This is a genomic window from Methylobacterium nonmethylotrophicum (genome assembly GCF_004745635.1).
GTDB lineage: Bacteria > Pseudomonadota > Alphaproteobacteria > Rhizobiales > Beijerinckiaceae > Methylobacterium > Methylobacterium nonmethylotrophicum.
In genome coordinates this window covers 246,755-261,771 of the sequence record NZ_SRLB01000006.1, presented here as the reverse complement: position 1 = coordinate 261,771, position 15,017 = coordinate 246,755, and the positions used below count along the sequence as shown (strand labels likewise).

The 15,017-nt window shown below is 71.6% G+C and carries 11 protein-coding genes; 6 read left to right on the top strand and 5 right to left on the bottom strand.

The genetic code is table 11. The annotated features are described in order from the left end of the window. Window positions 1-154: 154 nt before the first annotated feature. The 4 genes from EU555_RS10040 to EU555_RS10025 form a co-directional block, all read right to left on the bottom strand. Window positions 155-1,405 carry an ABC transporter substrate-binding protein gene (locus tag EU555_RS10040; RefSeq protein WP_135414510.1) on the bottom strand — a complete coding sequence of 417 codons (1,251 nt, stop codon included), beginning with the start codon at window positions 1,403-1,405 and terminating at the stop codon, window positions 155-157. A gap of 187 nt (window positions 1,406-1,592) precedes the next feature. Continuing rightward, window positions 1,593-2,393 carry a putative hydro-lyase gene (locus tag EU555_RS10035; protein ID WP_135414509.1) on the bottom strand — a complete coding sequence of 267 codons (801 nt, stop codon included), beginning with the start codon at window positions 2,391-2,393 and terminating at the stop codon, window positions 1,593-1,595. A gap of 118 nt (window positions 2,394-2,511) precedes the next feature. Then, entirely contained in the window at window positions 2,512-3,408 is an 897-nt protein-coding gene (locus EU555_RS10030; RefSeq protein ID WP_135414508.1) for a LysR family transcriptional regulator, read from the bottom strand. 88 nt (window positions 3,409-3,496) lie between these two features. Then, complete coding sequence (locus tag EU555_RS10025; protein WP_135414507.1) at window positions 3,497-4,120, bottom strand: FMN-binding negative transcriptional regulator; 624 nt, start codon at window positions 4,118-4,120, stop codon at window positions 3,497-3,499. A 150-nt stretch (window positions 4,121-4,270) separates the two neighbouring features. On the opposite strand from EU555_RS10025, the gene pdxR reads away from it, so the two are divergent. Both pdxR and EU555_RS10015 read left to right on the top strand, forming a co-directional pair. After that, window positions 4,271-5,692, top strand: a complete 1,422-nt coding sequence (gene pdxR, locus EU555_RS10020; protein ID WP_135414506.1) for a MocR-like pyridoxine biosynthesis transcription factor PdxR — start codon at window positions 4,271-4,273, stop codon at window positions 5,690-5,692. Window positions 5,693-5,827: 135 nt separating this feature from the next. Further along, complete coding sequence (locus EU555_RS10015) at window positions 5,828-8,434, top strand: putative bifunctional diguanylate cyclase/phosphodiesterase (protein WP_135414505.1); 2,607 nt, start codon at window positions 5,828-5,830, stop codon at window positions 8,432-8,434. Between the two features lie 91 nt (window positions 8,435-8,525). On the opposite strand, the gene EU555_RS10010 is transcribed toward EU555_RS10015, so the two are convergent. Further along, window positions 8,526-9,140: a carboxymuconolactone decarboxylase family protein gene (locus EU555_RS10010; protein ID WP_135414504.1), complete on the bottom strand. Its 615-nt coding sequence runs from the start codon at window positions 9,138-9,140 to the stop codon at window positions 8,526-8,528. A gap of 192 nt (window positions 9,141-9,332) precedes the next feature. On the opposite strand from EU555_RS10010, the gene EU555_RS10005 reads away from it, so the two are divergent. The 4 genes from EU555_RS10005 to EU555_RS09990 all read left to right on the top strand — a co-directional run bounded on the left by EU555_RS10005 (window position 9,333) and on the right by EU555_RS09990 (window position 15,016). After that, a complete protein-coding gene (locus EU555_RS10005) occupies window positions 9,333-10,316 on the top strand; it encodes a hypothetical protein (RefSeq protein ID WP_135414503.1) in 984 nt (327 codons plus the stop codon). A 408-nt stretch (window positions 10,317-10,724) separates the two neighbouring features. Continuing rightward, complete coding sequence (locus tag EU555_RS10000; protein WP_135414502.1) at window positions 10,725-11,939, top strand: ABC transporter substrate-binding protein; 1,215 nt, start codon at window positions 10,725-10,727, stop codon at window positions 11,937-11,939. Window positions 11,940-12,000: 61 nt separating this feature from the next. Further along, window positions 12,001-12,873, top strand: a complete 873-nt coding sequence (locus EU555_RS09995) for a branched-chain amino acid ABC transporter permease (protein ID WP_135414501.1) — start codon at window positions 12,001-12,003, stop codon at window positions 12,871-12,873. A 73-nt stretch (window positions 12,874-12,946) separates the two neighbouring features. Next, window positions 12,947-15,016, top strand: coding sequence for a branched-chain amino acid ABC transporter ATP-binding protein/permease (locus EU555_RS09990; protein ID WP_135414500.1), 2,070 nt, complete (start codon window positions 12,947-12,949; stop codon window positions 15,014-15,016). The last annotated feature ends 1 nt before the right edge of the window (window position 15,017 follow it).

Below are 15,017 nucleotides of genomic sequence, written 5' to 3'. Positions count from 1 at the left end.
CCAAGCTGCGAGCGTCGAGCTGCCAGCACCACGCTCAGCGCTTCACACCGAAGCGTAGCACCCTCACGCCGGGATCTTCGATCCCCCGGCCCCTCTCCCAAACGGGAGAGGGGAGGTGCGCTTCACCTCGAAGCGTCAGCGTCGAAGAACGGCCTCACGCGTTCATCGGCCACTTGGCCGGTGCCACCGCGGCGGAGTCCGGGAAGATCGTGATGAACTTGTCGCCGATCCACTGGAGCAGCACCGGGTCGGCGAAGACGTTCTGGCCGTCGGGGCCGAACGCCACCTTGGTCCAGGGCATCACCGTGCGGGTGCCCGGGATGTCGGTGGCGGCGAGCGCGGCGCGGATCTTCTGGCCGTCGGTCGAGCCGGCACGGTCGAGGGCGTCGGCGAGCACGATCAGGGCCATCAACTGGCGCGAGGTGTTGTCGTTGAGGTCGCGCCCGGCCCGGGCCTTGTACATGCCGTTGACGGTGGCGACCATTGGGCGCTTGGCGGCGAGATCGAGGGAGAAGCTGCCGCGGGAGATCAGGCCCTGGAGCTTGTCGCCGACCGCGTCGTAGGTGACCTTCTCGGAGAAGCCGGCCGCCTGGGCGATGATGCTCTTCGGCTTGTAGCCGAGCTCCGCCATGGTCTTGGTGAGCAGGATCGCGTCGGTGGTGTAGCTCGTCGGCAGGAGCACGTCGGCATTCGCCGTCTTCAGCTGCTGCACCTCGGCGGTCAGCGAGGGCGAGTTGCTCTTGTACTTCACGTCGGCGACGAGCTTGTAGCCGCGCTCGCCGGCCAGCTTGCGCTGCACGGTCGAGGAATCGACGCCGTAGATCGTGTCCTCGAAGAACAGCGCGACGGTGTCGATCTTCTGGCCCTGCTTGCGCAGGGAATCCAGGAAGTCGAACATCGCGGTCGAGAACATCTCGTCGTGGGCGGCCGGGCGGAAGAAGTACTTCAGGCCCTTGCGGTGCAGGCTCGGCGATGACGAGTCGGCGCAGAGGAAGGGCACGCCGTAGCGCTCGGCGGTGGCGCTCACGGTGGCGGAGACTGCCGACTGGTAGCAGCCGAGGAGGGCCGCGACCTTGTCCTGGGTGATAAGGCGCTCGGCCTCGGCGCGGCCCTTCTGCGGGTCGGCCTGGTGGTCGGCGAAGACCAGGCGGATCCTGGCGCCGCCCAGGCCGGCAAGGCCCGCGCCCTTGGCGCCCGGCAGGTCGAGGTCGTGGTCGTTGTTGATGAGGTCCAGCGCCGTCTCGATGGCGTGGCGGGCGTCCACACCGACCTGCGCGCTCGGGCCCGACATGGCGTAGAGCACGCCGATCACGACCTCGGGCTCGGCGGCGCGGGCGGGCGCGCCTCCGACCGAGGCGAGCGACAGGGCACCGGCCCCGACCAAGAGTTCTCGACGACGAATCATGCGCTGGCCTCCAGGGGGCAGGGATTCTCTCTAAGCCTCATTCCGCCGGCTTTTTCAAAGCCGGCCGCCGGCCTTGAACAGTCGATTGCCGCAGATCGAACAGCCGGCGTCGGAGACGTCGTGCGGGCGGTTGCAAGAATGATGCGCGAGCCGGAATCCGAGACGATCGACGTCGGGGACAACCGGCTCAGAGCACCGCGTACTCGCTGTTGCGGCGATCCGTGATCAGCATGCAGCCCGGCGCATGCGTGATGGCGAAGGACGGTTTCACGGCGGCGATCACCGATTGCGGGGTGACGCCGCAGGCCCAGAAGACCGGGATCTCGTCCTCGCCGATCCGCACCGGATCGCCGTAATCGGGCGCGCCGATATCCCGGATGCCGATCAGGTCCGGGCGGCCGAGATGGACCGGTGCGCCGTGGACGGAGGGGAAGCGCGAGGTGATCTGCACCGCCCGGATCGCCTGCGCGGGGGTGAGGGGCCGCATCGAGACCACCATCGGCCCGGCGAAGCGGCCGGCCGGGGCGCACGGAGTCGACGTGCGGTACATCGGCACCCGCACGCCCATCTCGACATGGCGGAGCGGCAGCCCGTCCTCGGCCATCGCGGCCTCGAACGAGTAGGAGCAGCCGATCACGAAGGCCACGAGGTCGTCGCGCCAGAGATCCGCGACCGCGTCGCGCTCCGCCACCACCTCGCCGTCGCGCCAGACCCGGTAGCCGGCGACGTCCGTGGCGATGTCGAGGTCGAGGCCGAGTTCGGGGATCGTGCGCTCGCCCTTCGCCGAGACGCCGATGATCGGGCAGGATTTCGGGTTGCGCTGGGCAAACAGCAGGAACTCGTCGGCGAGGTCCGCCGGCAGCACCGCGAGGTTGCCCTGCACGTAGCCGTCGGCGATGCCGGCGGTGCAGCCGGTGATGGCGCCGCTGCGGCAGGCGAGCCGCGCCGCCTCGCCGCTCATCCGCGCCCGATCGAAGGGAAGGGTCATCGCCGCTCCTGTTGCCCGGAACACCCTGTGCTCAAGGATGCGCCATGATCACATCGTGGGCAGGTAAGCGCCAATCGTCATTTCGCATCGGTTTCGATAAGCCCTGCTTATCACATCGTCACCGGCGCCAGTCGGGCGAGGCCGCGACCTCGCAGGCCAGCCGCGCCGCCGCCGCGGCCAGCCCCCCGTCGGGAGCGCTGGCATAGGTGGCCGTGAAGGTGATGTCGGGCAGCGCCGGCGCCGGGGCGATGACCCGCAGGGCACCCTCGTCGAGGTCCTGGCGCACCACCTCGGGCGGGATCACCCCGATGCCGATCCCCTCCCGGGCCATCCGCACGATGGTGGAGAGCGAGGCGTTGCTGTGCAGGCGCGGCGGCGGCAGGTTCGACTGCGCCAGCATCTCGCGCAGCTGGACGTAGGGGTTGGTGTTCTTCGGGTAGGTGATCAGGGGAAAGCGGAGAAGGCTCGCGAGATCGACCTCGCCGGGGCCGAGATCGAGCTGCGGCGCCGCGATCCAGGCCAGCGACACGCTGCACAGCGGCAGGTTGACGAGGCTCGGCATGGTGATCGGCCCGACCAGGAAGGCGAGGTCGAGGTCGCGGTCGAGGAGCGCGTCGCGCATGTTGGGCGAGATGTCGACCGCGATGTCGACGGTGACTCCCGGATAGGCCTCGTTCATGCGCGCGATGAAGCGCATCAGCCAGGTATGCACGATGGTCTCGGAGACGCCGAGGCGCAGCACGCCGCGCAGGGAGCCGGGCCCGGCCACCGCCTGCATCATCTCGGTGCGCAGGCGCAGGAAGCGCTCGGCGTAGGCCAGGAGCTCGCGGCCCTTGGCGGTCAGCACGACCGAGCGGGCGCGCCGCTCGAACAGGGCCACGCCGAATTCCTGCTCCAGCGCGGCGATGCGCTGCGACACCGCGGGCTGCGAGGTGTTCACCCGCTCCGCCGCCTTGCGGAAGCTGCAGAGCGAGGCGGTCCAGTAGAAGATCTCCAGGCTTCGCAGTTCCGCCATGCCCCGTCCCGGCTCGCGCACGAACCATGGATCGCGCACGAGCCGAATTGGAGCAAGGTTCGTACCGGCGGCAAATCCGAGCGGGCGGTCAGTCCAGCGGGATCAGCCCGGCGACGCGGCGCTCGGCGGCGTCGCCCGCCGCCAGCCCGGCCGCGACGCCGGCGCGGTCCGCCGCGTCGCGGTTCTGGCTCATCTTGCGCTTGCCCTCCAGGCGCGTGATCGGGAGCCGCAATCCGACGATGCCGCGCAGCTGCGCGGCGACGAAATCCGCCGGCGCGTCGGCGACCGCCCAGGGCGCCGGTCGGCCGCCCTCGTGCCGCGCGGTGAGCCGGGTGACGACGGCCAGGAGCCGCGCCGGATCGTCGAAGAACTCCGCCGGCCCGTAGGCATGCACCGCGACGTAGTTCCAGGTCGGGACGACCTTCCCGGTCTCGCGCTTGGTCGCGTACCAGGACGGCGTCACGTAGGCGTCGGGCCCGGAGAAGATCGCCAGGGTGTCGCCCTCGGCGGGCGCGCGCCAGTGCGGGTTGGCCCGGGCGAGATGGCCGTAGAGCACGCCGCGCTCGCCCTCGCCCGGCTCGAGGCAGAGCGGCAGCGGCGTGCAAAGGAGCCCGGCCGCCGTCGCGGTGACGAGGCTCGCCAGCGGTGCGTCCCGCATCACCGCGTGCATCGCGGCCTCGTCGGCCGCGCGGAAGGCGGGCGGGATGTACATCGGCGGTCTCCTCCAAACGATCACGCAGGGCAGGCGCGGCGGGGCACTGGTTCTTTGCCCGAAACTGGCCCATGCTGGACGTCCAGTTCAGGCCGAAAGGGCCAGGCCAGTTTGGATGCTCACCGTCACGCCCGGATCCCCGCCCGCCAGATGCCGGTCAGCGCGCAGATCGGCGCCGCGCTGAAGGCGCAGATCGCGGACGGCACCTATCCGCCGGGCGCCGCCCTGCCCTCGACCCGGGCGCTCGCCGCCGAGCTCGGCGTCTCCCGCACCACCGTCACCGCGGCCTATGACCAGCTCCACGCCGAGGGCTATCTCGAGACGCGGCAGGGCAGCCGGGCACGGGTCGCGGCCGGCCTGCGGCCGGTGCCCGCGCCCGTCGCGGCCGGCCCGGCACCGCCGCCACGCCTCTCCGCCTTCGGCCAGCGCCTCCTCGCGGAGCCTTGGCGCGAGGCGGGGGGGCCGGCGGTCGATTTCCGCACCGGGGAACTCTCGGGGATCGACTTTCCGGTCCTCGCCTGGCGCCGTGCGCTCACTGCCGTGCTGCTGCGCCGGCCGGCCCGGCTCGGCTACGGCGACCCGCGCGGCCTGCCGGAGCTGCGCGCGGCCCTGCAGGCCTATCTCTGGCGCGCCCGCGGCCTGCGCTGCGCCCTCGACCAGATCCTCGTGGTCAACGGCTCGCAGCAGGGCATTGACCTCTGCGCCCGCCTCCTGGTCGATCCGGGCGACCGCGTGGTCATGGAGGAGCCGGGCTACGGCGCGGCGCGGCGGGTCTTCGCGGCCGCCGGCGCTACGATCGTGCCCGCCGCGGTCGATGCCGAGGGCTTGCGGACCGAGGCCCTGCCCGGCCTCGGCCCGGCGCGGCTCGCCTACGTCACGCCGTCGCACCAGTTCCCGCTCGGCGGCGTCCTGCCGGTCGCCCGCCGGCAGGCCCTGCTGGCCTGGGCAGAGGCGACCGGCGCGACGATCATCGAGGACGATTACGACAGCGAGTACCGCTTCGACGCGAGACCGGTGGAGTCGCTGCTGAGCCTCGACCGGACCGGCCGCGTCGTCTATGCCGGCACGGTCTCCAAGACCCTGTCGCCGCAGCTGCGCCTCGGCTACCTCGTGGTGCCGCCGTCCCTCGCCGAGGCCTTCGCGCAGGCCAAGCGCCTGGCCGACCGGCAGGCGCCGGGGCTCGAGCAGGCCGCCCTGGCCCGGCTCCTCACCGAGGGCGCCTACGAGCGCCACCTGCGCCAGGCCCGGCGCCGCAACGCGGCGCGGCGGGCCGCGCTCCTCTCCTCCCTCGACGAGAGCTTCGGCACGCGGGTGCGCGTCGAGGGCGAAGCGGCAGGGCTGCACCTCGTCGCCTGGTTTCCGGACGTGCCGGCCAGCCGCGAGGCCGAGATGGTGGCGCTCGCCCGTGCGGCCGGCATTGGCGTCTACCCGCTCGCCCCGCTCTACCACAGCCCGGCATCGCGGCCGGACCGGGCCGGGCTGGTGCTGGGCTTTGCCGGCAACGAGCCCGTCGCCATCCGGGCGGGCATCCGCCGCCTCGCCGCAGCTCTGGTCGATATAACCGTAAGTTGATTTCGCGCCTCTCATCTACGGCTTTTACCGAGCCAAGGCCTTACAGACTAAGCATTCCGCAATGATTCCGATTTAGCCCGTGACGACGGTGTGTGCGTGCCCGCGCATCCTGCCGGCTGGTTTTCGAGGCTCATCGTGCATCACCTTACACCGACGCGGTCCGCGACCTCCGGACAGGACGGAAGCGGGCGGCGCGGGCAGGAGCTCAGGCTCGAGCGCCGGCTGCGGGGCGCGGCTTTCCTGATCGCGGCCGGCCTCCTGGCCCTGACTGCGATCGTGGTCGCGCCGTCGATCGCCGCCTACCGCGACGGCCAGCACAACCTGATGCGCATCAGCCGGCTGCGCCAGATCCTCGAGGCGGCCAACCGCCTCTCGGCCGAGCGCGGACCCTCGAACGTCCTGATGGCGATCGCGCCCGGCAGCGATCCGGCGGCGCAGGCGCGGCTCGCGGCGTTCCGGGCGGCGAGCGACGGGGCCCTGGCGGGGCTCGTCGCTCCGGCCCGGTCCGCCGGGGCGCCGGAGGTGCCCGCCCGGTTCCTGGAGGCGACGGCCGCGCAGCTCGACGCGGCGCGGCGGGACGTCGACCGGGTGGCCGGGCTGCCGCCCGCCGAGCGGCGCCTGGAGGATGTCGGGGCCGCGGTCGCCCGGATGATCGCCGTGGTGGACATCTTCCAGGACGCCGTCGCCTGGGAGATCCGCGAGATCGGCCGGGCCGATCCGGCCCTTGTCGGCGCGGGCCTGATCGGCCACGTGGTGAGCGACCTGCGCGAATATGGCGGCCGGATCGGCTCGGCCATCATCCCGGCCGTCGCGGTGCGCCAGCCCCTCACGCCGGAGCGGGTCGCCGAGGCGGTGCAGATGCGGGGCCGCATCCTCGAGCTCATGCGGCTGCTGCGCGGGCAGTCCGCCTTCGGGCCCGGCCAGCCCCTCGAAGGGCTCCTGCGCGAGGTCGAGACGACCTTCGTGGAGGGCGGGCTCGGCCTGATCACGGCGGCGATCGCCGAGGGGCAGGTCTCGGGCCGCTACACGCTCGGGGCCGACGCGCTCACCCACCGCTACGTGCCGACCCTGAAGCCGGTCGAGGCCCTGCGCGACCGCTACCTCGCCGGCATGGTCGAGGGCTTCGCGGCCGAGCGCGACGCCGTGCGCGCGCGCCTCGTGGCGGTGGCCTGCGGCACGGTCACGGTCCTGTCCCTGCTGGCCGTCCTGCTGCAATCGCTGCGCGCCTCGGTGCTGCGGCCGCTGCTGGTCGCGCGGGAGACCGTGGTGGCCCTGTCGCAGGGCACGGCCCTGCCGCCCGGGATCCGGCCGCCGCCAGGCGGCGCGCCGGCCCTGCGCATCACCGAGATCCGGCGGCTGTTCGACGGGCTCGCGGTGCTGGAAGAGCGGATGGGCGAGCGCGCCCGCCTGATCGCGACCCTGCGCCGGCAGGCCGAGACCGACGGCCTGACCGGGATGAGCAACCGCCGGGGCCTCGCCCGGGCGATGGCGCAGGTCGCCGAGGCGCCCGACCGCGCTGCGGCGGCCGCCCTGATGATCGACCTCGACGGCTTCAAGACGATCAACGACACGCTGGGCCACGAGGCCGGCGACGACCTGATCCGGCAGGCCGGCGCGCGCCTGGCCGCCTGCATCGCGCGGCATGACATCGTCGACGGCCTCGTCGCCCGGATGGGCGGGGACGAATTCGCGGTGCTGCTGCCGGGCTGCGGCGACGCCGCGGCGGCGATCGCGGTCGCCGAGGCGCTCCTGCACGGCCTGTCCGAGCCGTTCCCGCTCGGCGATCGGAGCATCCATCTCGGGGCGAGCATCGGCATCGCGCTGAGCCCCCTGCACGGGCCGCTCAGCGACGCGCTCCTCGCCTGCGCCGACATGGCGCTCTACGAGGCCAAGCGCGCCGGGCGGCACTGCCACCGCCTGTTCACGCCGGCGATGCGCGAGGCCACCCTGGTCTGGACCGCGCGCCAGCAGGAATTGCCGCAGGCGCTCGCGGCGGGGGAGTTCGCGCTGTTCTACCAGCCGCAGGTCTGCCTGCGGACCCGCCGGATCGTCGGCGCCGAGGCGCTGATCCGCTGGCGCCACCCGCAGCTCGGGCTCCTCGCCCCGGCCGCGTTCCTGGCGCCGCTCGAGGCCAGCCCCCTCGCCGCCCCGGTCGGCCGCTGGGTGCTGCGCGAGGCCTGCGCCCAGGCCGCCGCCTGGCGCGCGGCCGGCGCCCCGGACCTGCGCGTCGGCGTCAACCTGTTCGGCGCGCAGTTCCACGCCGCGAGCCTCGTCGACGAGGTCCGGGCCGCCCTCGCCGAAACCGGCCTGCCGGGCTCCGCCCTCGAGCTCGAGATCACCGAGACCATCATCCTGCAGCACGACGAGGCCCTGATCGCCCCGCTCCGCGCGCTCCGCGACCTCGGCATCGGGCTCGCCTTCGACGATTACGGCACCGGCTACGCCTCCCTCAGCCTTCTCAAGCGCTTCCCGCTCACACGGCTGAAGATCGACCGCTCGTTCGTGCAGGGCATGGAGGTGTCGAGCCAGGACCGGGCGATCGTGCGGTCGGTGCTGAGCCTCGGCCACAGCCTCGGCCTCGGGGTGATCGCCGAGGGCGTCGAGACCGAGGCGATGTGCGGGCGCCTGCGGGCGAAGGGCTGCAAGGAGGCGCAGGGCTACCTGTTCGGCCGGCCGATGCCGCCCGAGGACTTCGCGGCCCTGTGCGTGCCGGGCGAGCGGCCGGCGGCGTTGTCCGCGTGAGCCGTCCGGTGCCGCGGGCAGGCGGCGTGCCGCGGCCTCAGGCTCACGCCGCGTTCGCCGTGACCCACCGGCTCGCCCGGCGGGCGGGGGGCTAGTCCGGCAGCCGCGGCAGCGGCGTCCCGTCCTTCGGCAGGGGATAGCGGGCGACGTTGAGCTCCATCGCCAGGAACGTGTAGTAGCCGCTCACCGCCGTCAGGTCGACGACGCCCGGCTTGCCGAAGAGCTTTTCAGCCCGCGCGAAGGTCGCGTCCGAGACCCGCTTGTTCTGCAGGAGCTCGCTGGTGAAGTCGTAGGCCGCCTCCTGGTCCTCCGGCAGGCCGGCCGGGCGGCGGCCGTCGCGGATCGCCGCGATGGTCTCGGGGGCGATCCCGACCTTCCGGGCGATCGGCGCGTGGACGTACCACTCGTAGTCCTGCGTCCAGTGGCGGGCATTGACCAGGATGACCAGCTCGGAGAGCGTGGTGCCGATCTTCGGCTTGTAGCGCAGGTAATCGCCCATGGAGCGCGCCAGGGTCATCACCTCCGGCGAGTGCATCAGGGGCTCGAACGGCCCGAAGACCGGCACCTTGCGGGCGGCCTCGAACGCCTCCGAGGCCTGCTTCTGCTCCGGGCTGTACTGGGCCGGCGGAATCGTCGGCAGCCGCTCCTGCGCGAGGGCGGCGCAGGGCGCGAGGGCGACGAGGAGGGTGGCGAGACGGCGTGGCATGAGGGTGTCCTCCGGGGCGAGCGGGCGCTCACGCCATCCCTTAGCCGAAAGACGATGCCGCCGAAGGCCTTGCCACGGCAGCGCTCCCGCAATCCCGCCTCATTCCCGCGGTTAACGGTTTCTTGTCCGAGCACGAGGGGAATGCGGGGCTGCACGCCCGGCACGACCCCGGAAACAAGGGAATGCGGGACGATGACTGCACTGCCGTCGAAGACGGGTACGCGGTCCGTGACGGGCGCGGCACTCCTCGCCGCGCTCGCCGCCACGCTCATCGCCAGCGCGTCGCTGACCAGGCCCGCGCAGGCGCAGGGCTACCGGGTCTTCATCGAGGAGGACGAGGTCGACGCGATCCTGCCGCCCCGGGCGGTGATCGTCCGCCTCGGCCGTGCCGGCTATTCGGGCATGAGCCATCCGCGCTTCGACGGCGAGACCTACCGGGTCGAGGCCGACAGCCCGTGGGGCAACCGGGTGCAGCTCGTCGTCGATGCCCGCTCCGGCCGCATCCTCGACCGCGAGCGCCTGGAGGCGCCGCTGATTCCCCCCGGCACGATCCCCGGCGGCCGCCGCCCGGGCTTCGGCTGGACCGAGGCCGACATCCGCCCGCCGGCGCCGCGGGACGGGATCCTGCGCGAGCGCGGCTCCCGCGACGACGGCCCCCGCGTGGGCGGACCCTACCCGCCGCCGATGCCGCTCTCCCGGGGCGAGCCGCTGCCGCCGGCCGATCTCCGCCCCGAGGAGCGCCGCGTCGCGGCCCGGCCGCTGCCGCAGGCCCTGCCCCCGGTCCAGGCGCCCTCCGCCGCCGCCCGCGCGCCGAGCGCCGCCGGACCGAACCCCCTCGGCCTCAACCCCGACAGCCCGGCCGCCCGCGGCGGCGCCGGCCCGCGCCGCGAGACCACGCACGAGGGCCCGAAGCCCGAGGCGCCCCGCAAAACTGCGGCCCGCACCAAGCCGCCCGAGAAACCCGAGACCCCGGCCGCCTTGGTACCGCCCCTGGCACCGAAGGCCGAGCCCGCCCCGAAGCCGGAGACCAAGGCCGCCGACGCCGCCGCGCCCAAGGCCCCGGAGGCGAAGTCCGCCGACGGCGGCTGGAAGACCCCGCCCGAGGGCAATCGCCCGGTACGGGTGATCGGCGGCATCACGCAGGTGCCCGGCAAGGACGAGCCCGCGAAGGAGTGAGGGGCGCCGGGCGCGCGCTCGCCTGGTCCCCTCCCGCAAGTTGATCGCCGGATCCGGTACTCGCGACATCATCCCGGGGCAGTGCAGCCGAGGACCCGGTATTCGCGAACGCCGACGATGCAGGAGAATCCGGACCGCGGTCCAAGTCCTCCTCCAGCGTCAGCCTTCAAGGATCCCGGGTTCCCGGCCGCGCCGGGCCCCGGGATGGCGCGGAGATCCATCAAGGATCACACTCTCGACTCGCCCCGCCGTATCGAACTGCCTCTCAGCACTCTGCCCCCGCTCACGCCCGTCTCTCTAGATCGAAAGACGCGCTCGACAAGCGCTGCCACTTTGGGTTCTATCCGGCACCCCGAAGCCCGGCCGCGAAGGCCGGGACGGCAAGAAACGGTGCCCGGAGGAATCCAGATGCGCTCATCCCTGACCGCGCTCGCCGCGGCGCTCGCCTGCGCGACCGCCTTCGCGGTCCCGGCCTACGCGGCCGACCCGATCAAGATCGGCGTGACCGGCCCCTATACCGGCGGCTCCTCGTCGATGGGCGTGTCGATGCGCGACGGCGTGCGGCTCGCCGCCGAGGAGATCAACAAGAGCGGCGGCGTGCTCGGGCGCCAGATCCAGCTCGTCGAGCGCGACGACGAGGCCAAGAACGAGGTCGGCGCCCAGGTCGCCCAGGAGCTGATCAACAAGGAGAAGGTGGTCGCCACCCTCGGCTTCATCAACACCGGCGTGGCGCTCGCCGCCCAGCGCTTCTACCAGGAAGCCGAGATCCCGGTGATCAACAACGTGGCCACCGGCACGATCATCACCAACCAGTTCAACCCGCCGGACTACGATTCGAACTACGTCTTCCGCACCTCGGCCTACGACGTGCTGCAGGCCGGCATGATGGCCGACGAGGCGATCGCCCAGGGCTTCAAGAAGATCGCGATCCTGGCCGACTCGACCAATTACGGCCAGCTCGGCCGCGAGGACCTGGAGAAGTACCTCAAGGCCAAGGGCGTCAAGCCGGTCGCGGTGGAGAAGTTCAACATCAAGGACGTCGACATGACGCCCCAGCTGCTGAAGTCGCAGGCGGCGGGCGCGGACGTGATCCTGGCCTACGGCATCGGCCCGGAGCTGGCCCAGATCGCCAACGGCATGGCCAAGCTCGGCTGGAAGGTGCCGATGATCACCTCGTGGCCGGCCTCGATGCAGAGCTTCATCGACATCGCCGGGGCGAACGGCAACGGCGTGATCATGCCCCAGACCTTCATCGAGGATAAGACGCTGCCCCGCCGCAAGTCCTTCCTCGAGGGCTATTACAGCTCCTTCAAGGTCAACAAGATCCCGACCCCGGTGGCGGGCGCGCAAGGCTACGACTCGGTCTACCTGCTGGCCGCCGCGATCAAGCAGGCCGGCTCGACCGAGGGCCCGAAGGTGCGCGCGGCGCTCGAGGACCTGAAGACCAAGGTCGAGGGCGTGGTCACCACCTACGACAAGCCGTTCACGCCGAAGGACCACAACGCCATCACCCGCAACATGGTGGTGTTCGGCAAGGTGCAGGACGGCAAGATCGTCTACGCCAAGGAGGAGGACGCCAAGAATGCCGGCGTCGTCCGCGTCAAGGAGAAGGCCTCGAACTGAGCCTTGAGACCGGGGCCCCGCTGTTCCTGCGGGGCCCCTTTACGTCGAGACGAGTCCGGTCATGCAAATCTTCCTTCAGCTGGTGGCGAGCGGCATCGCCGTCGGCATGATCTACGCCGCGATCGCCTTCGGCTACCAGCTCACCTTCGCGACATCGAAGACCCTGAATTTCGGCCAGGGCGAGGCCCTGATGCTGGGGGCCCTGTTCGGCCTCACCCTGGTGCCGTTCACCGGCTACTGGCTGATGCTGCCGCTCGTCCTCGTCTTCGGCTTCGCGCTCGGCGCCGTGGTCGAGCGCCTCGGCGTGCGCCCGGCGGTCAAGATCAAGTCCGAGTACGGGTGGATCATGGCCACCATCGCGCTCGGGATCATCTTCAAGAACGTCGCCGAGAACATCTGGGGCCGCGACGACCTGAAGTTCCCCTCGCCGCTGCCGGAGACCGCCCTGACCTTCGGGGGCGTCCGGGTGCTGCCGATGGAGCTGATGATCGTCGCCGGCGCGCTCCTGATGATGCTGGCGGTCGAGCTGTTCAACCGCCGCTCGATCTGGGGCAAGGCGGTGGTGGCGACCTCGAACGACATCGACGCCGCCGGCCTGATGGGCATCAACACCCAGAAGGTCATCACCCTGTCCTACTCGATCAGCGCCATGACGGCGGCCTTCGCGGGCGTGCTCGTCGCCCCCGTCACGCTCACCGGCGCCACGATGGGCTCGGTGCTGGCGCTCAAGGCCTTCGCGGTCGCGATCATCGGCGGCCTCGAATCGGGCCTCGGCGTGATCGTCGGCGGGCTGATCCTCGGCGTCGCCGAGACGCTCACCGGCTTCTACATCTCGACCGGCTACAAGGACGTGCCCGGCCTGATCCTGCTCCTCGCCGTGCTGGCGGTGCGCCCGGTCGGCCTGTTCGGCAAGGCCGTGATCAAGAAGGTCTGATCCGTTTCGCGCCGCTCCCGGAACGCGGGAGCGGCCTTCGTCGCTCCCGCTTCTCCTAAGGTTCCTCACGATCATGGCGCAGTCCGCCTCCGCGCCGGCGCTGGCCCGGCAAACCGCTCCGCCGGTGCCTCAAGCCGGGCTCGGCCGCTTCGTCGGCCTCCTCGGGGCCGTGTGCCTCGTCGTCTTCCTGGCGGCCTTCCCGCACGTCGTCACCAGCACCTACTACATCCACCTGCTGGTGGTGATCGCGATCTACGCGATCCTGATCCTCGGGCTCGACATCGTGGTCGGCTATACCGGCCAGGTCTCGCTGGGCCATGCCGGCCTGTTCGGCGTCGGCGCCTACGCGGCCGCGGTGCTCTTCCTCAAGTTCAAGCTCGGGCTCTGGGTGGGCCTGCTCGCCGGCATCGGCGTCACCGCCGCCTTCGGGCTCTTGCTGGCGATTCCGGCACTCCGGGTCAGCGGGCCCTACCTCGCCATGGTGACGCTCGCCTTCGGCACCATCATCCAGATCTTCATCAACGAGATGACGGAGCTGACCAACGGACCGCTCGGCATCACCCTGCCGCCGGCCCGCGTCCTCGACTTCTCGCTCATCGGCATGCAGGCCCCCTGGGGCGCGGCGGGCCGCCGGCTCGAATTCTACTATCTCGTCTGCGCCTGCCTGCTCCTGACCATCCTGGTGGTCAACCGGGTGGTGCGCTCGCCCTTCGGCCGCGCCTTCGAGGCCCTGCGCGATTCGCCGATCGCCTGCGACTGCATGGGCGTCAGCGTCTACCGCTACAAGGTCTACGCCTTCGTGATCTCCGCGGCGCTGGCGGGCCTCGCCGGCGCGCTGTTCGCCTGGTCGGAGCGCTACGTCGCGCCGAACTCCTACGGCTTCGAGCTGACGGTCCTGTTCCTCCTCGCCGTCACCATGGGCGGGCGCAAGTCGCGCTCCGGCCCGCTGATCGGCGCCGCCATCATCGTGATGATGCCGAACATCCTGGCGGATATCGGCCTCGTGCGGATCATGGCCGGGATCATCGCGGGCCTCGCGGTCGTCGTGGTCGGCCTCGCCTTCCTGCGCCGCCAGGACAACCGGATGACGCTGCTCATCCCCGGCGCGCTCTGCCTCGCCTTCTTCCCGGCGACGCTGGCGATGGAATCGGTGACCGACTTCCGCCTCACCGTCTTCGGCCTGATGATCCTGTTCGTGGTCTACTATCTGCCGGACGGCATCGTCGGCTTCCTGCGGGAGAAGCTGCCCTTCCTGCGCCCGGCCCATACGGGAGCGACGCAGGCGCTGTCGGCCTCCGGCGAGGCGCTGATCCGCCAGGGCGGCCGCTCCGGCGCGGACCCGCTGCTCCAGGTCGAGAAGGCGGTGATGCAGTTCGGCGGCCTCAAGGCCCTCAACGAGGTCGACCTGGCGGTGCGGCCGGGCACGATCCACGGCCTCATCGGGCCGAACGGCTCGGGCAAGAGCACGATGATGAACGTGCTCACCGGCATCTACAAGCCGACCGCCGGCGGGGTCACGCTCGCGGCCGGCACGGAGGCCGCCAATGGTTCCCCTGGCAAGCGCCTGGACGGCCGCACGCCCTCCGAGATCGCCCTGTCGGGCGTCGCCCGCACCTTCCAGAACGTCCAGCTCTTCCGCGAGATGACGGCACTGGAGAACGTGCTCGTCGGGCTGCACCACAGCTTCCAGGGCACGCTGTTCGACGCGATCCTGGGAACGCCGCGGCGCCGGCGCGAGGAGCGGGAGGCGCGGGCCCGCGCCATGGCGATCCTCGACTTCGTCGGCCTCGGGTCCCTCGCCCAGGTCGAGGCCCGCAACCTGCCCTACGGCAAGCAGCGGCTCCTCGAGATCGGCCGGGCGCTGGCGCTCGATCCCGTCCTGCTCCTCCTCGACGAGCCGGCCGCCGGCCTGACCGCGCCCGACATCGCCGAGCTCACGGTCATCATCCGCAAGATCCGCGACGCCGGCATCACGGTGATCCTGATCGAGCACCACATGGACGTGGTGATGGGCCTGTGTGATCGTGTCAGCGTGCTCGATTTCGGCCACAAGATCGCGGAGGGCGGCGCCCGCGAGGTCCAGTCCGACCCCAAGGTCATCGAAGCCTATCTCGGCAGCCCGGTTGCCGACGCCGCGGAGTAGA